Source organism: Acidovorax sp. NCPPB 3576 (assembly GCF_028473605.1).
Taxonomy (GTDB): Bacteria; Pseudomonadota; Gammaproteobacteria; order Burkholderiales; family Burkholderiaceae_C; genus Paracidovorax.
Genome location: NZ_CP097267.1, coordinates 668,653 through 686,542 on the forward strand (window position 1 = coordinate 668,653; position 17,890 = coordinate 686,542).

At 65.5% G+C, this 17,890-nt stretch carries 14 protein-coding genes and 1 pseudogene; 9 read left to right on the forward strand and 6 right to left on the reverse strand.

Going from position 1 to position 17,890, the window contains the following annotated elements:
- Window positions 1–303 precede the first annotated feature (303 nt).
- The 8 genes from M5C98_RS03295 (at window position 304) to M5C98_RS03330 (ending at window position 9,815) form a co-directional block, all read left to right on the forward strand.
- Window positions 304–942, forward strand: a complete 639-nt coding sequence (locus M5C98_RS03295; protein ID WP_272550938.1) for a hypothetical protein — start codon at window positions 304–306, stop codon at window positions 940–942.
- On the forward strand, window positions 939–1,568 hold the full coding sequence (locus M5C98_RS03300) for a C39 family peptidase (RefSeq protein ID WP_272550939.1): 630 nt from the start codon (window positions 939–941) through the stop codon (window positions 1,566–1,568). Before M5C98_RS03295 ends, M5C98_RS03300 begins: the two co-directional genes overlap by 4 nt.
- Window positions 1,561–2,484 carry a hypothetical protein gene (locus M5C98_RS03305; protein ID WP_272550940.1) on the forward strand — a complete coding sequence of 308 codons (924 nt, stop codon included), beginning with the start codon at window positions 1,561–1,563 and terminating at the stop codon, window positions 2,482–2,484. Before M5C98_RS03300 ends, M5C98_RS03305 begins: the two co-directional genes overlap by 8 nt.
- A 13-nt stretch (window positions 2,485–2,497) precedes the next feature.
- Window positions 2,498–2,896, forward strand: coding sequence for a hypothetical protein (locus M5C98_RS03310; RefSeq protein WP_272550941.1), 399 nt, complete (start codon window positions 2,498–2,500; stop codon window positions 2,894–2,896).
- A gap of 63 nt (window positions 2,897–2,959) precedes the next feature.
- Window positions 2,960–4,321, forward strand: a complete 1,362-nt coding sequence (locus tag M5C98_RS03315; protein WP_272550942.1) for a hypothetical protein — start codon at window positions 2,960–2,962, stop codon at window positions 4,319–4,321.
- Window positions 4,318–5,340 carry a polyprenyl synthetase family protein gene (locus M5C98_RS03320; RefSeq protein WP_272550943.1) on the forward strand — a complete coding sequence of 341 codons (1,023 nt, stop codon included), beginning with the start codon at window positions 4,318–4,320 and terminating at the stop codon, window positions 5,338–5,340. Before M5C98_RS03315 ends, M5C98_RS03320 begins: the two co-directional genes overlap by 4 nt.
- A gap of 31 nt (window positions 5,341–5,371) precedes the next feature.
- On the forward strand, window positions 5,372–7,249 hold the full coding sequence (locus M5C98_RS03325; RefSeq protein WP_272550944.1) for a hypothetical protein: 1,878 nt from the start codon (window positions 5,372–5,374) through the stop codon (window positions 7,247–7,249).
- Window positions 7,250–7,253: 4 nt separating this feature from the next.
- Window positions 7,254–9,815, forward strand: a complete 2,562-nt coding sequence (locus M5C98_RS03330; RefSeq protein ID WP_272550945.1) for a hypothetical protein — start codon at window positions 7,254–7,256, stop codon at window positions 9,813–9,815.
- Window positions 9,816–9,824: 9 nt separating this feature from the next.
- On the opposite strand, the gene M5C98_RS03335 is transcribed toward M5C98_RS03330, so the two are convergent.
- The 5 genes from M5C98_RS03335 to M5C98_RS03355 all read right to left on the reverse strand — a co-directional run bounded on the left by M5C98_RS03335 (window position 9,825) and on the right by M5C98_RS03355 (window position 15,367).
- Complete coding sequence (locus tag M5C98_RS03335; protein WP_272550946.1) at window positions 9,825–11,033, reverse strand: M48 family metallopeptidase; 1,209 nt, start codon at window positions 11,031–11,033, stop codon at window positions 9,825–9,827.
- A 28-nt stretch (window positions 11,034–11,061) separates the two neighbouring features.
- A complete protein-coding gene (locus tag M5C98_RS03340; RefSeq protein ID WP_442867272.1) occupies window positions 11,062–12,297 on the reverse strand; it encodes a YjgN family protein in 1,236 nt (411 codons plus the stop codon).
- 181 nt (window positions 12,298–12,478) lie between these two features.
- Window positions 12,479–13,318, reverse strand: a complete 840-nt coding sequence (locus tag M5C98_RS03345; protein WP_272550949.1) for an rRNA pseudouridine synthase — start codon at window positions 13,316–13,318, stop codon at window positions 12,479–12,481.
- Window positions 13,311–15,002 carry an MBL fold metallo-hydrolase gene (locus tag M5C98_RS03350; RefSeq protein ID WP_272550950.1) on the reverse strand — a complete coding sequence of 564 codons (1,692 nt, stop codon included), beginning with the start codon at window positions 15,000–15,002 and terminating at the stop codon, window positions 13,311–13,313. The genes M5C98_RS03345 and M5C98_RS03350 overlap by 8 nt, the downstream gene beginning before the upstream one ends.
- 104 nt (window positions 15,003–15,106) lie before the next feature.
- Window positions 15,107–15,367 (reverse strand): hypothetical protein, encoded by a 261-nt coding sequence (locus M5C98_RS03355; protein WP_272550951.1) that lies wholly within the window; start codon window positions 15,365–15,367, stop codon window positions 15,107–15,109.
- A gap of 416 nt (window positions 15,368–15,783) precedes the next feature.
- On the opposite strand from M5C98_RS03355, the gene M5C98_RS03360 reads away from it, so the two are divergent.
- Entirely contained in the window at window positions 15,784–17,034 is a 1,251-nt protein-coding gene (locus M5C98_RS03360) for a S1 family peptidase (protein WP_272550952.1), read from the forward strand.
- A gap of 25 nt (window positions 17,035–17,059) precedes the next feature.
- Here M5C98_RS03360 and M5C98_RS03365 read toward each other — a convergent pair.
- Window positions 17,060–17,806: pseudogene (locus M5C98_RS03365) on the reverse strand (NUDIX hydrolase); the annotation flags it as partial.
- Window positions 17,807–17,890: the final 84 nt, after the last annotated feature.

A 17,890-nucleotide genomic window follows, 5' to 3' on the forward strand; every position in this document is an offset into this window, starting at 1 on the left:
CTTAAGGGAGATCGGCCGGGTTTTCATGCCGTGCTGCATTCAATCCCACCAGAATATTCACAGGCGCTGGTAGCCACTCATGCCGTGGATTAACAGTGCCATGCATTTTCAATTCGAAGGAAATGATGGCGCGTGTTGTCTTCCATGTGCGTGACGGTCCCTCATTGGCGAATGCCTGCCGATGTGGCCCTGCGGCTCTGCAGCGCTGTTGCGAGGGCATGGCCAGTGGCGTACGGCATACCGAGGGGCAACCGATTTTCAAATGGCCTTCGAATCGATTTTCTTTCCTCAAAGGATATAGACATGAGCAGTGATCCATTCACCCAGATACTCAATGAAATTCTGCAGGGCCTTGTCACGCAATTGAATGGTGAAATCGGATCCGCCATCCGGGGCGCCGGCTACGACCCTTATCCCAATGTCGCCTCGGGCTCTGCCAGCATCGGGGTGGGCACCGCTTCTTATTCCATCTCCAATCTCACGGGCATTTCCTCGCTGCAAATCCAGGACATGGTGGTCGGAAATGTCACCGCGTCCGGCGCCAATCTTTCCGGCACGGTGAATTTCCATGCGGTCCTGAACAGTTCCTTGAGTGCGCAGGCCAGCGGAAGCGTGAAAGTGCTGTTCTTCGATCCAGGCATCTCCGGCAATGTCCGGATCGACAACCCCAGCATCTCGGGTACGGCGCAGTTCCAGGCGGGCACGTCCGGCGGCAAGCTGTGCCTCAACCAGCTGTCGGGCATGAATGCCAGCTTCAACTACGGCAACGCTTCGGTCTGGATCGATGGCCTGGGGCCGCTCAACTACCTGTTGCAGCCGGTGGAGAACCTGATCCTGGACGCCGCCAAGGGCGCCATCAGCGGACTGATCTCGTCGCAGATCAACAGCATCGTCGGCCAGGAGCTGAACCAGGCACTGCCCCAGTGCGTGCCCTTTCCATGAGGGTGAGGATCGAGCCGCTGGCCCGCACGACGCAGCGCATCGGTCCCCTTTTTCCCGCTTTCGAGGAGGTCCTGGGGAGTGCAGGGCAGGCGCTGAACTTGCCGCTGGAGCCGCAGCAGCGCACCAATTGGTGCTGGGCTGCGGTGACCTGCGCGATTGCCGCCCATTACGGCGACACCTCGTGGCGGCAGGACACGCTGGCCTGGCGCATTCTCGCGGCGGACGACGTGCTTCCCCATAGCCCGCCGCCAGCGGGACTGCTCTCGGAGCCACGCTACGACCAGCAGGCCGCGATGGAGCGCACCCTGCGCTACGTGAACTGCCTGGCCGGCTGGAGCAGTGGGCGGCCGCCGTTTCGCCGCCTGATGCGCGAATTGGACGATGGCCGGCCGGTCGCGGTGGCGATCCGCTGGCATGCGGGGCCACAGCACTACGTGCTGGTGGACGGCTACTGCCGCACGCAGCGCACGGTCTCGGTCGCCGACCCCCAGTGCGGCCGCGCCACGGTCGATTTCGATGATTTTCCGTTGCACTACCGCCATGGCGGCGAGTGGATGGAAACCTACTGGACACGCAACCCCCGTTCGGCAAGCCCGACACGCAAAGGAGAGGTGGAATATGAGTAGCTACGACGTCGCGCTGGTGCTGGATGCCGGCACCCTCAACCAGGGCATGACCCAGCTGTATGCCAATGCCCAGGCCAAGCAGAAGCTGTTTCAGGGCGTTCAGGATGTGGGACAGATGGGCATCACCACCGTCAACTGGAGCATCGATGCCGCACCCCAGTTCGTGCTGGCGCCCCCCACCACCACGCAGTGGAACGATCCGAACACCTTCGTGCCGTCGGGCGAGACGAAGCCGCCGGCACCGACCGACCAGATGTTCCAGGTGCAGCTGGCGTCCGTGTCCACCACGTTCAACATGCAGAGCGGGCCGCCGTCCCCGCTGAAGTTCTCGTTCACCCTGTTTGCGCAGGTGACCGTGTCCGACAACCAGATCCAGCTGGGATCGGTGGCGGTGCTGCCGATCAATCCGAGCGGCGCCACGGAGTTCATGCTCCAGGTGATCTGCGGAATCATCTACACCAAGGTGCAGGCCCTGCTGCAGGGCTACAAGATTCCGCCCAGCATCCCGGTGGAAGGGCAGAGCTTCACCCCGCCGGTCATGACCGTCACGGGCTCGCACCTGGTGCTGGCGAGCAACCTGGTGGCCAACGGCACGCCGGACATCAGCGGCGTGCAGTGGCCGCAGCAGGCGCTGGGCGTGCTCGTCGGCCGCAACCTGCTGTCCGCGATGGTGGCCCAGTACAGCAGCGCCATCGTGCAGAAGATGGACGACGCCCAGGTCAATCAGAGCGACAGCAACTGGACGGGGAGCTACTCGCTCAATGGCGGCATCAGCAACGCCTCCATCAAGGTGGCTTCGACGCTGCCCAACATCGATATCACCGCCACCTTCGCGGCCACCGCCTCGGTGGGCGTTTCATGGTGGCTGGTGCCAGCCGCCTGCGCCCTGGAAGCCGCCTCGAACCTGCTGCCCTGATTGGAGCCACACCATGGTTGACTTTGCCAAAGCCGATTTCGCCACCGACCCCACACCCCTCACGTTCACCGTCGCCCCCGTGGTGTCCGGCTCGAACACCGTTCAGCTGCAACTGCAGCCGCTGCCCCAATTCACGATCACCTACACCGCGGATGGCAGCGGGTGGGAGAAGTTCAATGCGGGACTGCTCAAGCACGTGGCGACCACCATCATCGGCGTCGCCACACCCTTCATCACCAGCACCATCCAGAGCAAGGGGCAGGCCTATCTGAACGAAAAAGCCTCGTTCCCGGTGCCGCCCATCCCCATCACGTTCGACGGCATCAGCCTGAGCCTGACCGCTTCGAACCTGAATATTTCCACCGCGGATGCGGACCACGTGCTGGTCACGGCCACCGTCAATGTTTCCTGACCCGCCGTCCCTGCCCATCGGACCCGGTCACATCGTACGAGGAGAATTTTCATGAGCGCTGGAATGCAAGCTTTTCAAGACGGCTGGAAGAATCAGCCCGCCGCCACCCTGAACGCCGCCTTGCCCCGCAGGATCGGCCTCGGCGACATCCCGACGTTGCCGCTGGCACGCTCGCTCGACATGCCCGCGCAGGCCGGCTTTGCGCGCGGCTCGCTGGGCATCGACCTGTCGGGCATGCAGCTGGCGCTGGCCGGCGACGGGCCGCTCGCGGTCGAGTGCAGCAGCGATGCGCAAGGCCGCTGCGTGCTGGCGGTGCGGCTGCAGGACGTCGCGCTGCAAGGCCTGCACACCCTGAACGGCACGCAGATCTGGGAGACCGACCTGGACGGCGCCGGCACGGCATTGCCGATGGGGACCCGCCGGCGCGGGGGAAGCGGTGACGACAACCTGCACCCCACCTGGGTCCAGACCGCCAACGAACAACGCGGGAAGCTGCAGAACCTGCCTGGCAGCAACGGGCCAACCCTGCTGACCACCTATTCCAACCACCGTGCGGCCTTCAACGACGTGTTCACCGACCCGCTGGCGTATGCCTTCCAGATGGGTTGGGGCACGCCGGCCATCTCGGGCATGGCGGACGACACCAACAAGGCGCTGACCCAGGGCGGGGTCGTCAACGATCCCACCAAGCAATACGGTGCAACAACCTACAACGGCAATGCCCAGACCCAGCAGCTGGCCTTGCTGACCACGCTGACGGCCATGGCCACGAACGCCGATTCCAACCATCCGACCGATGCCACCAACCCCTACAACCAGGCCGCCGCCGCCACGCTGACCTTCGGTACGAGCATCACGCAGAACACAGCCGTGACCCAGATCACCGATGTGCCCCCGCAGACCAAGGACGGCGTCTATGACCTGGTGCAGGGCGGCTCGCCGGCAGCGCCGCATTCGGTGGACGACGTGCACAACTTCCTCAACGGCAGCCCCATCGGCGGCCGCGACGCGCAGGGCAACACCTGGACCCGGTCGCTGAGCGAGGACGAGCGCGTCTTCGTGCGCAAGCTGCAGGCGGACATCGCGGAGCACGCCGCACGGCTGGCCGCGAGAAAGCCGGTGGCCCTGGTGAAGGGGGCGCTGCATGCAAGCTTGGCCTGCCATGTGTACCTGCAGTTCGGCGCGCAAGGCGCTGAAGGTGCGCCCGCGCTGATCGACGGACGTGTCGAGCTGGACGGGTTCGACCTGCACTTCGACGACGCCGCATGGAATGCCGCGCTGGGCGACGGCCCGGCGCAGACCGCGCGCGATGCCCTGTCCGAGGCGCGTTTCATCAAGAGCCTGCTGCATGACCGCATCGCCGATGCGCTGGAGCGCGCGCTGGTCCAGCCGCTGGCCCAGGCGCTGCTGGATTCGCAGCCGTGAGGATTGCCGCCGCATCGCCGGACCCGGTCGACGACATCCTGCAGGGGCTGATGGCGGCGGAGATGCAGGGTTTCGAGCGGGAGCTGGCCAATGCGCTGCAACCGCAGCAGGGCTATCTGACCGACGCGGAAATGTCGCTCTACCGCGGGGGCAAGAAACTGCGCCCGCTGATGCTGCTGCTGACCGCGCGCCTGTTCCGGCCCGAGGGCGAATTGCCGAACAAGGTGCTGCGCGCCTCCGCATCGCTGGAGATGCTGCACGTGGCGAGCCTGATCCACGACGACATCATCGATCACGCCTCGCTGCGGCGGGGCCATGCCAGCGTCAATGCCGCCCGCGGCACCGAGATGGCGATCATGATCGGCGACATGCAGTTCCTGCAGGCCGTGCGCTGCTTCGTCGATGCGATCGAGGACGAGAACGACATGCAGCTCGTGAAATGGGTGCTGGACTCGGCGTTCGACATCTGCCGCGGCGAGATCGACGAGATGACCACGCAGCCCTATTGGCATCCGGATTCGCTGATGAGCCGGTATCTCACCACGGTCGACCGCAAGACCGCCGTGCTGTTCGGCCTGGCCTGCGAATCCGGCGCCGCACTCATGCGGGCACGCACCTCGGAGCTGCGTCGCCTCGGCTCCTTCGGGCGCTACATGGGCCGCGCGTTCCAGATGATGGACGACATCTTCGACCTCGCGCATTCCGATGCGCAAGCCGGCAAGTGCCGGGGCATCGACCTGCATCAGCGGCGCATCACCCTGCCCATCATCCATGCGATGAAGCTGTTCGGCGACGCGCACCCCATGGTGCTCTATCTGCGCGACACGCAGACCCCGCCGCCGGAGCAGATCAACGCCTGGGTCGATGAGATTCGACGATCCGACGCCTTCGCGCTGGCCTACGCCCAGGCGCGGGACACCGCACTGCAGGCGGTGCAGTACCTGCAGAACCTGCCCGCCGGCCCGCATCTGCGGGCATTGCACGACATCACCATGCATGTCGTGAACCGACCTTACTGATTGACCGCCAATTTTTCGAGAGGATGACGCCATGGGCTTGCAGCTATTCCATTTCGTGTACGACACGCTGATGCAGAAGGCCAACGACAACACGCCTGGCAACAGCCTGTTCCTGCCGGTCGCGCTGTCCGGCATGAAGGGTTCGGACGGCCAGTTGTATCTGCCGCTGGAGGGCACCGACTGGAACCTGGACAACATCGGCGGCGCGCAGGACATCTCGGCCGACATGGCCACGTCCTGGTTCCAGGCCCTGTTTCCGCTGCTCATCAAGCTGAGCCAGCAGGCGAATCCCACGCCACCCGTCACTCAGCAGATGGTCGATGACGCCAAGGCCGCCGTGACCTACATCACCTCGCAGCGTTTGAACGTGGTGCCTTATTCCGGCCTCGGGCCGGACCTGGATGTGAGCCGCATCGAGATCCAGGGCCTGGCGAACATCCAGGTCAGCGGCGAGCCGCCGGTGGTCACCACCAGCAACGCCGGCTATACCGCGGACATCACGCTGAATCTCAATGCCTATGCCTCCACGGGGCTGGCCTGGAACCAGCCGCTGGCGCTGGCAGGGCCTGCACAGGGAACGGACGCCACCACCAGTCCACCGACGCCTTTCAAAGGACTGGCGTTCACGCTCAAGCAATGCCTGTGCTTCGTGGACCAGAAAGGCAACATCGTCCCCCCGCCGCCGACGCTGGGGCTCACGCCATCGCCCGGACACGCGAACGGCTTCGACTGCCTGGCCACGGGCATCGCGCTGCTGAAGTTGTCCAACGCCAAGGTGGTGGCGAGCACGACCGTGAGCGTTGCAAGCCCCGTTGCGGCGCTGCAGATCGCACTGGACAAGATCCAGCTCGTCGCGATGCAGGGCGCCACGCCCACATTCACGCTGCAGAACCTGCAGTACCAGAGCATCTCGCCCGTGCCCTTTCCCGCCTATATCAACACCAGCGTCTTCTATGCGCCCTGGAGCCAGTTCTTCAAGCAGGTGCTGTCCACGGGCGACGCGGCCCAGTTGCTGAGCGGCCAGGTCAATGGCGCGCTGATGGACCAGGGCAACCGCGGCCAGGTCGCGCAGCTGCTCAACCAGCAATTGAAGAATGCCTTCGACGAAATTTTCGGCAGTACCCAGGTGGCGGGCAGCACCGTGGACACCGATGCGAACGCGGTGGACAAATACCTGTTCGACCGGGCACGCGGTGCGCTGAACGACTCTGGCAGCTACGTCTATCTGCCGACCCTGGTGCTGGGTTCGACATCGCCGGTGCTGGAGCCCTACACCGCCATCAACCTGAGCATTCCCGGTCCGTTCAAGACGCAGGTCATGGGGGTGAACATCGCGCTGTCGGGCATCGTGCTCCAGAGCCTGGCCATCACGGGCCTGTCGAATCTGGTCGCGCCGCCCGACAACATCGTCTTCGGCACCAACCAGCAAGCCAGCGCCACGCTGCTGCTGGGCACCATGAACCCCGGGCCGACCGTGAACGTGAAGGGCAGCCCCCGCAAGGTGCCCTCGCCACCGGCCACCGCCAGCACCCCCTTCACCCTGAACGTGCAGGTGAACCAGAACGCGCCGATCCCGCTGGGCGGCACATTGAACCTCAGCCTGCAGAACAACAGCAACACGCTGGGCATCCAGACCACGCTGAACGCATCGGGCGACACGCCGGACGACCTGGAGCTGACCTACAGCCAGATCCTGCTGGTGGCCGGCGACAAGGACGTGGTGCTGACCGTCACGCTGCCGGACGACGAAGCGGCTTACGCGATGTTCATCAATGCGTTCCTGAGCCAGTCCCAATTGATCGAGCAGGTGGTGTCCGCCCTGAACGGGTACATCGCGGACAACCTGCAGCAGATCAGCGATGCGGCGACCCAATTCGCCCGCTCCGCCTTGAAGAACCTGGGGCAGTGAAGCCATGAGCAACGACATCTACGCCACCCTCCAGGGGGCACTGCAGACCGATGCGGGCAAGAAGGTGCTGCAACTGGCCCAAAGCCAGTTTCCCGGGCCCATCCAGACGGCGCTGGGCTACTACCTGAACGGCATCACGCTGCAGCTCGGCCCATCCGCCAGCCTGTCGGTCGATCCGTCCACGAAGCAACTGCAGCTACAGGCGCAGCTCGACGGCGCCGACCTCGATCTGCAGGCCACCCCGAGCGGCGCGACGCTGACGCTCACCAGCCAGCAATACACCGATGCGCAGGTGGTGCTGACGTTCAGCCGACTCGACAGCGGCGTGCAGATGACGCTGGACGCCACCATGGGCGCCAGCCTGCAGTGGCCGCTGCAGAACCTGTGGCCTGCGGAACTTGCCTGGACTCCGGCCAACCAGATCGCGTTCTCCGAGGGCCAGTTGAAGCTGAGCTACGCGTCGGGCCCGTCCATCCAGTTCAACGGGCAAGGCGGGCTGCTTTACTCCAACCAACCCTTCTTGAACGCCGCGCTCAGCGTGCAGCGCACGGACCAGGGCGCAGGCGTCATGTTCGGCGCGGTGGTCCAGCAGTGGTCGCCGGGGTTGCTGTGGCAGCCCCTGTCGGCGCTGACCTTCAACGACAGCGGGGTGGTCGTCTCCACCATCGCGGGCCAGTCCGGCAGCCTGGCGTCGCTGGGCCTGCTGAGTGCGGACGCGGTGCCTGCGATCGCGGCCGATTTCGACATCGCGCCCGGCTTCGTTCTGTTTTCGTCGCTGCAACTCACCGACTCCCTGCAGGCGATCGCCAACTTCATGGGCGACGTTTCGCAGTTGGCCTTGTTCGCCACCTATGCCAAGGACAGTGGGGACAAGACGCTCAAGGCGGTCCTCAAGAACACGTTCAGTGCCAAGGGCAACGGCGTGTTCGAGTTCGACGGCTTCACGCTCGACTGGGAAGACCCGGGCCAGGGCAGCAGCAGCGTGAACGCCACGGCCTCCGGCCTCTTTCGGCCCGACGCCGGCACCGAGATCACGCTCGATCTCACGGGCAGCATCGTTCCCTCGCAAGGCGATTTGAGCGTCACCCTGTCTTTGCAGAACTGGAACCAGCCTTTCGGTTTGCAAACCGTGAACATCGTGGAGCTGCAGGGCACGGTGACGGTGGGCGCGGAGGCCGCCGGCGTGACGCTGAGCGCGGGAGGCGACCTGAAGCTGCAGAACCCCAATGCGCCGCAGTACGCGTTCGATGTGGGTTTCGAAGTGGAGGTGGTGGATTTCGAAGTGCCCAACGGCATCGCGGTCTGGACGCAGGCCGACCAGCAGCCGATGCAGCTGTCCAACGTGTTCAACGCCGCTTTCGCGCTCGATTTTTCCCCGCAGACGCTGGACAACGACCACCAGCCCGAGATCGCCGACGTGGTGCGCTTTCTCGACGAGATCATCAGCATCAAGCAGTTCACCTTCTGGTTCGTGGAGGGCGCGCAGTTGCAGAAGATCGGCGACCGCGGCCCCTTCCCGGCGGGCTTCGGGCTGCAAGCCGAGTTCGGCCTGCTGGGCCAGGACGATGTGCAGGTGACCGCCACGCTGGCCGAATCGGCCGATGCCAAGGCCGGCTTTTCCGGCTACATCCTGGTGCAAAAGGCGATTGCCTGGGGCAGTGTCTTCGCGCTGTCCGGCTGGGACCCCACGACCAGCAAGCCGAACGGCCAGGGTCCGATGCTGGCGATCGCCGCAACGCCGGATGGCATCGTGGTGCCGCAGATCAACGGCGGCAACCCGGTGCGCTTTTATTCGTCGCTGTACCTGAAGTTCCTGGACGTGGTGGAAGACCACCTCTATGCGCTCGCCACCACCGACAACCAGTTCCAGCTGGACTATGCGGTGCAGAACGGCCAGCCGACGGGCGGCTGCGGCGCGTGGGCGGGCGACAGCATCACGTTCATGCTCAATCCGCAGGCCAAGCAACTCAGCGCTTCGTTCGGCTTCAACTTCGGCTGGCATGACATCGAGTGGGACGGCATCACCCTGTGGGGCGTGACGCTGGTGCCGAAAATCCAGTTGCCGAATTTCAGCGTGGCGGCGGGCCTGGGCTTTTCCGCCTCGATGGAGGCCCTGGTGGTGACTGGCTATTTCGATTTCAGCCTGTTCGGGCTCGACCTCCACCTGGGCGATCAGGCCAGCCCCTACACGCTGCTGAATGTGAACGTGGCCGGCGTCATCGCCCAGCTCAAGGATGTGGCGGGCCATCTGCTCACCGCGCTGAAGCAGGAGGCTTCGGCCCTGATCCAGGCGGTGCTGTCCGGCCTGGACCGCTTCGTGGGCTGGGTCAAGGACCAGTGGCGCAATTTCGTCAACGGCCTGCAACTGGTCGGCCAGATCCTGCAGGACCAGTTCAAGCAACTGGGCAAGGACCTCGCCACGCTGCTGCAGAGCCTGGGCGCGCTCGCGGCCGAAGTGCAGCAGGCCATGGTCGCCCTGGGCTATGAACTGGAGAAGGTCGTGGACTGGCTCGGCGATCTGTTCGGCTGCCCGATCAACAAAGCGTCGAGTGCGTTGCCCAGCTAACTGAACAGCTCAACGCGCACAGTGCGGCGCCCGGCCTTCGCGCAGTTCGGTCGCCCGCTGCACGGTGCCCGGGTGGCTGTTCAGCAGCGACAGCAGGCCCTCGCCGCCGGGCTCGATGCTTGGCGAGCGTTTCGGCGGATCACTCTGGCCCTTGTCCTCCGATGGCTTGCCGGGGTGTTTCTTGTCCTCGTCGTGCGCAATGGCCAGCAGCAGGTCGGCCATGGGCGCGGTGGGCAGGTGGGCCTGGCCCATGAGCGCGATGGCGTAGCAGTCGGCTTCGCGTTCGTGGTCGCGGCTGTAGGCCAGGCCGGTGAGCAGCGCGCCGCCGGTGGACAGCAGGCCCGACACATCCCCCAGCGCCAGCCCCAGGCCGATGTTGAGCACGCCTTGCTCGACCACGGTGCGGGTGGTGTGGCGGTGCACGACATGGCCGATTTCGTGCGCGAGCACGCCGACCAGCGCGTCGTCGCTCAGGCCGTTCTTCGCGGCCGCCTGGGCCAGTCCGTCGGTCATGACCACACGCCCGCCGGGCAGCGCGAAGGCATTGGCGCCCATGCCCTGGCGGAACTCCAACTGCAGGCGCGGCGCGTAGCCGCTGTAGCGCGGCGGCAGGGTGCGCGCCTGCGCCGCCAGCGCATCGAAGCGCTCGCGCAGCTGGGCCTGGCGGGCGGTGGGCAGGGTGCTGGCTTTCAGCGTGCCTTGGTCCATCTGCTGCATGGCGCGGTCCGCCAATGCGGCCTCCCAGGCGATCGGCACGTGGCGCGTGAGCTGCGTGGCGGCCCAGGGCGTGCCGTAGCGGTAGAACAGCACCAGCGCCAGCACCGAGGCCAGCACGGTGGCGGCCAGCACGGTCCAGCGGGTCTGCATGCGTTGCGCGATGCCCGGGCGGTGGCCGGCCGCGTGCATGGCGGCCTGCCAGGCGCTGACCGCCTCGATCTCCAGGCTGCCGTGGTCGCGCAGGTCCACCACGATGCGTTGGGGCAGTCGGTCCGCGCTCCAGGATTCGGGCCAATCGACCTCGCGAAAGCCGAACGCGCGGGGCGTGGCACCGGGGGCCAGGGGATGCAGCGTGAGCGTGGGCCCCCGCGCGCCGGCCGACAGTCCCACCAGCGCCGGCTGGCCTTTGCTGCTCAGCCCGTCGTACCAGCGTGCGGGCACCAGGGCCGGCGCGCCCGCGTCAGGGGAGGGAGCCGCCGGGTGCGCGGAAGGGTCGGCCATGCGGGCGCGGTGCGGCAAGGGAAAAGCGTCAGCCGATCAGGTCGAGGCCGGCCGCGTCGGCCAGTGCGTCACCCACGCCGCCCTGCTGCTGGCGCACGAGCTGGCCGGCCACCTGGTCCACGCCGCCCTTGATGTGCAGGGTGACCGATTCGAGCTTCATGCGGTATTCGCTCACGCGGGCGAACGGGCGGTAGAACCCGAGCGTGACCACGGTGAGCAGAATGTTCTTGAGCCGCAGCGCCACGTAGCGGCCCGCGCGCAGGTCGCACTTGAAGCGGGCCATGTGGCTCACGCCGATGTTGTTCCACATGAGCTGGAACATGCGGGCTTCGCGAAATGCGCGCGCGGGTGCCGAGGCCAGCAGGAACACGACGAAGAACAGGATGAAGCCCAGCACGATGAACACGAACAGCCACAGCCCCATGCGCTGCGTGGAACTGGCCAGCAGCGCCCACGAGCCCTTCAGCGCCGCGGCGATGACGGCGCCCAGCACGGCCGACGACAGGAGAAACACCAGCACGGTGGCGACCCAGACCTTGACGAAGTCCACGTACTCCGGCTTCCAGCGGCCGGGCTCGGCGCCGATCTGCGAGCGCAGCACGAGCAGGCTGCGGTAGTTGTATTCGAGCCGGATGAAGCACAGCACGATGAGCACCAGGCCGAGTGCCAGCAGGCCCCACATGGGCGCCGTCACCTTGGGCAGCTTGCGGCCGCTGGCCTGCAGTTGCGCCTCGGGCGACAGCGCTTGCAGCCCGAAGAACACTGCCATGGCCACCAGCGCGATGGCGAACACGGGCCAACTGGCCTTGTAAACCTCACGCCAGTTGGCGGTGAACTGCAGGCGCAGCCCCTTCCATCGCGTGTTGGCCAGGCGAAAGCGCATGGCGCTGCCCCAGATGAGCGGGGCGAGGAGGGCGCCGCCGATCAGGAACAGGCCCACGGTGGCGTCCTGGCCCGTGCGCACGGCGATCTGGTAAGCGGCGGTGAGGCCCAGCAGCACGACGAAGCCGAAGACCATGCGGCGCTGCTGCGCGGTGAATTCGAGGGGGCTGCCGGCCACCAGGGTGTGGCCGTAGAAGTATTGCGCGGTGCGCCGCCGTGCCCACGGCGTGTACAGGCCGAGCGTGAGGATGCCCAGCAGCACGTTCACGATCCACACCCGGAAGTATTCGCCGCCGCTGCCGGTGAAGACCAGGCCGTGCGGTTCGATGCCGTGCGATGTGAAGGAAGAAGACACCCGGCTGTCGCCGGGCGGGGTGGTCATGTCCATGGGCTGCGCTCCTCAGTGCCGCGGAGTGTAGCTCAGCCCTTTTGCGCCGGGTGGCCTGTCCATCGGGCTGTAGCGCAATACCAACTTGCGGTGGCAGCTATTGTTTTTGTAGCGATTTTTTGCGGCAGGCCGTGTCGCGGACCGTGCCGCCGTTCGCGCGGCGAAGCCGCCGCCGTCAGAACTTTTCCCAGGGCTGCAGGTAGCGCCACTGGCCCTCGGGCACCTTGGCCAGCGGTACGCGGCCGATGCGGATGCGTTTGATGGCCACGACCGACAGGCCCACGGCCTCGCACATGGCCGGGATCTGCCCGGGGCGGATGCCCTTGAGCGCAAAGCGCAGGCGCGTCTCGTTTTGCCAGCTCACCTTGATGGGCGGCAGCGGGCGGCCGTTGAAGCTCAGGCCGTGGCAGAGCTTCTTCAGGCCGCTGTCCGACAGCGTGCCCTGCACCTCGACGATGCATTCCTGCTCCAGCGATTCGATGTCCTCGGCCAGCTTGCGGGCGATGCGCGCATCCTGCGTGTACACGACCAGGCCGCTCGCGGGCGTGGGCAGCGGGGTGAAGCATTCGAGCGACCGGAAGTGCCGCTGCAGCACCCGCGTGCCGCTGGCGTCGTCGGCCGTGTGCGAGGCGGGGCCGAGCAGGGTGAGCGCCGAGGGCTCGCCCTGGCTGCGGCTGCCGTGGCTGCCATGGACCTCTTGGTTCCTTTGGCCTTTGGGGCCGCCCTGGCCTGGCTGCGCCGCGCCGCCGGGGCCCGGCGGGGCGCCCAGGCCCGCCTCGTAGCCCACGGGCTTGTGCAGCAGCAGCGTCACCGGGGTCAGCTCCATCAGGTTGGCGTCCTTGTCCATGGCCACCGTCTGGTGCGGCGAGACGCGCGCGCCGGGTGCCTCGACCACGCGGCCGTCCACGCTGACCCAGCCGCCCTCGATGTATTGCTCGGCCGTGCTGCGCGAGCAGCCCAGTTGTTCGGCCACGCGTTTGGCGAGGCGGATGTGTTCACGGGTGGGATCAGACATGGCCGGTTTCCAGGAAAAGGTTCAGTGCGCGGATGCGCTCGACATGGGCCAGCAGCGAGCGCTGGGCCACCGGCCACATGCGCTCGGGCACATCGCCGTAGGCGTGGCGCACCCAGTCGTCCGGGCTGCCATCGGGAAAGGCCTGCATGGCGGCCAGCACCTTGGCCTCGCGCGCCAGGCGGTGGGCCTTGAGGCCGGTGATGGCGCCGCGCGCATCGCCCAGCACGTAGCCGTGCGCGGGCAGGATGAACTGCACGCCATGCCGCTCGCACAGCGCATCGAGCCGGTCGAGCGAATCGAGGTAGTCGGCCATGTTGCCGTCCGGCGGGTCCACCACCGTGGTGCTGCCGTTCAGGATGTGGTCGCCGCTGAAAAGCAGGCCGTCTTCGACCAGCAGCAGGCACAGGTGGTTGGCCGCGTGGCCGGGGGTGTGCACCACCTCCAGTGTGTGCGTCGCGCCCTCGGGCGACGGGCCGGCCAGCACCAGCCGCTCGCCATGCGCCAGCGCGCGCTCGGGCACGAAGTGGCTGGCCGCGCGCGCCGTGGGCGCCGACGGCAGGCCCAGGATGGGTGGCGCCGCGCGGCCATGGGCGGCCACCCGGGCCTGCAGCGGCAGTGCGCCGGGGGAATGGTCGGGGTGCGAATGCGTGCACACGATCATGCGGATGTCGCCGCCGGCCGCACGCCACAGGCGTTCCAGGTGCTCGGCATCCTGCGGGCCGGGATCGATGGCGATGAACCCCGTGACCGGATCGCCCACCAGGTAGCTGTTGGTGCCCGGGCCGGTCATCACGCCGGGATTGGGCGCGGTGAGCCGCTGCACGTTGCGCAGCAGCGGCACCGGGTGGTCGCTCTGCCAGTCGAGCGGGTGAACGATCTGGCCGTCGGGGCACACCAGCGCCAGTTCGCCGAAGGGCGGCTCGTGTTCCATGTGGCGCGACTCCCGGCCCGCCAGCAGGCCGGCGCGCGGGCAGCTGGTCCACAGCGGCGCCTCGTGCGCCACGGCGGCCAGCACGGCGTCCACGCCATCGAACCGCGCCAGACGCTCCAGCGTGCGGATGGTGGGGTAGATCATGAAGAAGCGGCCTGCGGCATGGCGCTCCAGCGCGTCGGCCGGGCGCACCCACACGGGCTCGAACTGCTCGGCCTCGTCGGCCACGGGCTCCTGGCCCTCGGGCATGCGCGCCACGAGAAAGGGCACGTCGAAGCGGCGCGGCAGATCGCGGTCGGCCGTCCAGTGGGCGAGCAGGAACACGGCATCGGCCGCCAGCCGCAGCCCGCGTGCCTGGCACTGCGCCACGAACGGCGCGTGGCGGTCCAGCGCGGCGATGTCCGCCGCATCGGCGAAGCAGCCATCGGCACGGCGCGCCAGCAGCACGCCCAGCTCCTCGAAGCTCTCGCGGATGGCGGCGATGGCCTGCGTCACGCGCAGGTCGTTCTGCGTGGGGCGCCGGTCCGCGGCGGCGTGCGAGGCGGGAGCGGCGTCCAGCGCGTCGATGCCGCCGCCCGGAAACACGTAGGCGTCGGGCGCGAAGCTGGCGTTCGGCGAGCGGCGCGTCATCAGCACTTCGAGCCCGGCGCCGCCGCCGGCCGCCGGCACATCGCGCAGCAGCAGCACGGTGGCCGCGGCGCGCGTGGCGACCGGCTCGCGGTGGGGATGGAGTTGTTGGGAGGTGCGGGGCATCGGGCGATTATCGGCAGTGGGCGCCGGGGCGCTGCCCGACCGCGCCCCGATGGGGGACAAGGCGGCCGATTGCTATAAAAACAGTAGCATTATGCCCTAGTGAATCATGCGCTGGAGGCCGATTGGGCTTGAACCTGCCGGTGGCCGGCCGCGGCCTTGTATTCCTGCACCCAGCGCGCCAGCACGGCCGGGTCCATCACGTCCTCGATGCGCGCGAAGCCTTCGGGGGCGCGTTCTTCCACCATGTCGAGGATGGCGTCCAGGCCCTCCTGCCGGTTCAGGGCCACGATGCGGGCGGTGGCGGGGCGGCGCGCCGCCTCGTAGTCTTCCAGCGCGGCGACGGGATCGCTGGGCTGCGTTTGCAACGCGTCGGCCAGCGCGCGGGCGTCCAGGATGGCCTGCGTCGCGCCGTTGGAGCCGATGGGGTACGCAGCAGGTGGACTGCCACAGGCTTCCTGTGCAGGCGATGGAGCAAATAGTCCCCCAAAAGATAGAGCCTTTCTACCACTTGTAAATCCTCTGCTCTGTGGGCTCTGTCGCATAAAACGATTTCTTCCCGATCAGCGTTCTTTGCGAAGGAATATTGCTCGTCCATAGGAACAATATTAATTCTGCTCTCTGGTCTTTTTTCATGGGTGAAATTTATTTTTGCAACAAAATCCCAGTCGAAAATCGTGGCTATGATAGCAGCGGCTTACGTCGCAATGCTCCGTAAACCCCCGGCATTTTGGTAATTTGTTGCCAATTGTCGGTAATTATCAATCACAAGGGAAAGGTAAAAATGACTATTAAAAAGAAAATCATGCTAATCGCTTTGGCGCTGGCAACAAACGCAGTCTATGTCAGCGCGCAAGACTTTTCTGCAGACACTTACGCCAAGCCAGAGAATTTCAACTTTACTAAAGAGCAGGCGCTTAAGGCCGCTGGTTTGGATGTGTATGTGAACGAAGAGAATTCTAAGCAAGTTCAAGCATTGGTAAAAAATAGGCCAAAAATACAGGAAATTGCTGGAGAATTTTATGCTGGCTCGTGGATAAGATATGATGAAAATCTCAAGGCACATCAAATTTTTGCCACTACTGCCCCTATCAACAAGCTCAAAAATTCGACTTTTGATGGAGATGTCACATTCGTCCAGGTGAAATTCAGCTATAAACAACTGGAGGCGATGAAAGACAAAATCATGAGTACTTTCGCCGAGTCTGCTCAAAGCAGTAATCCGCTGGTTTTCGGAGTTGCCATTGATGAAGAGAAAAACCGACTTCTAGTGCGGGGGCGCGAGGAAAACCACAATATCATCAACTCTCGATTGAGGTTGCTTGGTATTGACATGGATGCCATCTTGCTCGAGGATCAAAATGGCCCTATCACTCTAATGGGTTCATTGTTTGGTGGGTCAAAAATTGGTGCATCAAACGCGGATACAACAGCCATGCTCAGATGCACCGCTGGGTTTAACGTCATCGTTGACGGTATATATCCTGGCACCATCACATCGGCGCATTGCTGGCATTACAACACCAGCTGGAATAAGGTGTACTTCGCTGATGGGGTGGGCAAGGGTGTTGAAATTGGGGAATTCTTTGCCGATGGATATCCGGATAAAATGGATGCTATTATCTTTGGGAATACTAATTTTGTTCACACGCTGTTCAGAAAAATAATTACAACCCCTAACAATGCCGTGAGCGTAAAACCCGTAACCGGCTTGTCTCAAAATGCCAAAATATGCACTTCAGGTGGTACCAATGGTTGGAGATGCGGCACGCAAAAACAACTCGTTTCCGAAGCCTTTGTTAATGGAGCGATTTTTAAATTCTCGGAAGCAACGTTCTGTGGCTCTGGAGGTGATTCCGGAGGGCCGGTGGTTAATGAAACTAACAATGCAATAGGCATCTACACGGGGGCGGTTGGCAACCACCCTAATGGAACATGCGGATCAGTATTCGGAGGGGGAACCGTAAACTCGTTCTTTCAGCCGCTTACGCAGTATCTCGCACGGTACCCAAATGTGGCCATAATGTCAGAGTAAATTAGGCTTGAATCGAAGGCGGATTCGACTCCCGGTCCGCCAGCAGGCCGGCGCGCGGGCAGCTGGTCCACAGCGGCGCCTCGTGCGCCACGGCGGCCAGCACGGCGTCCACGCCATCGAACCGCGCCAGACGCTCCAGCGTGCGGATGGTGGGGTAGATCATGAAGAAGCGGCCTGCGGCATGGCGCTCCAGCGCGTCGGCCGGGCGCACCCACACGGGCTCGAACTGCTCGGCCTCGTCGGCCACGGGCTCCTGGCCCTCGGGCATGCGCGCCACGAGAAAGGGCACGTCGAAGCGGCGCGGCAGATCGCGGTCGGCCGTCCAGTGGGCGAGCAGGAACACGGCATCGGCCGCCAGCCGCAGCCCGCGTGCCTGGCACTGCGCCACGAACGGCGCGTGGCGGTCCAGCGCGGCGATGTCCGCCGCATCGGCGAAGCAGCCATCGGCACGGCGCGCCAGCAGCACGCCCAGCTCCTCGAAGCTCTCGCGGATGGCGGCGATGGCCTGCGTCACGCGCAGGTCGTTCTGCGTGGGGCGCCGGTCCGCGGCGGCGTGCGAGGCGGGAGCGGCGTCCAGCGCGTCGATGCCGCCGCCCGGAAACACGTAGGCGTCGGGCGCGAAGCTGGCGTTCGGCGAGCGGCGCGTCATCAGCACTTCGAGCCCGGCGCCGCCGCCGGCCGCCGGCACATCGCGCAGCAGCAGCACGGTGGCCGCGGCGCGCGTGGCGACCGGCTCGCGGTGGGGATGGAGTTGTTGGGAGGTGCGGGGCATCGGGCGATTATCGGCAGTGGGCGCCGGGGCGCTGCCCGACCGCGCCCCGATGGGGGACAAGGCGGCCGATTGCTATAAAAACAG

Excerpts from the sequence above, each read along its gene's own strand:
- M5C98_RS03350 (WP_272550950.1), bottom strand. The coding sequence starts at position 15,002 with ATGCCCCGCACCTCCCAACAACTCCATCCCCACCGCGAGCCGGTCGCC.
- M5C98_RS03325 (WP_272550944.1), top strand. The coding sequence starts at position 5,372 with ATGGGCTTGCAGCTATTCCATTTCGTGTACGACACGCTGATGCAGAAG.
- M5C98_RS03300 (WP_272550939.1), top strand. The coding sequence starts at position 939 with ATGAGGGTGAGGATCGAGCCGCTGGCCCGCACGACGCAGCGCATCGGT.
- M5C98_RS03330 (WP_272550945.1), top strand. The coding sequence starts at position 7,254 with ATGAGCAACGACATCTACGCCACCCTCCAGGGGGCACTGCAGACCGAT.
- M5C98_RS03305 (WP_272550940.1), top strand. The coding sequence starts at position 1,561 with ATGAGTAGCTACGACGTCGCGCTGGTGCTGGATGCCGGCACCCTCAAC.
- M5C98_RS03335 (WP_272550946.1), bottom strand. The coding sequence starts at position 11,033 with ATGGCCGACCCTTCCGCGCACCCGGCGGCTCCCTCCCCTGACGCGGGC.
- M5C98_RS03310 (WP_272550941.1), top strand. The coding sequence starts at position 2,498 with ATGGTTGACTTTGCCAAAGCCGATTTCGCCACCGACCCCACACCCCTC.
- M5C98_RS03345 (WP_272550949.1), bottom strand. The coding sequence starts at position 13,318 with ATGTCTGATCCCACCCGTGAACACATCCGCCTCGCCAAACGCGTGGCC.
- M5C98_RS03315 (WP_272550942.1), top strand. The coding sequence starts at position 2,960 with ATGCAAGCTTTTCAAGACGGCTGGAAGAATCAGCCCGCCGCCACCCTG.
- M5C98_RS03360 (WP_272550952.1), top strand. The coding sequence starts at position 15,784 with ATGACTATTAAAAAGAAAATCATGCTAATCGCTTTGGCGCTGGCAACA.
- M5C98_RS03340 (WP_442867272.1), bottom strand. The coding sequence starts at position 12,297 with ATGACCACCCCGCCCGGCGACAGCCGGGTGTCTTCTTCCTTCACATCG.
- M5C98_RS03295 (WP_272550938.1), top strand. The coding sequence starts at position 304 with ATGAGCAGTGATCCATTCACCCAGATACTCAATGAAATTCTGCAGGGC.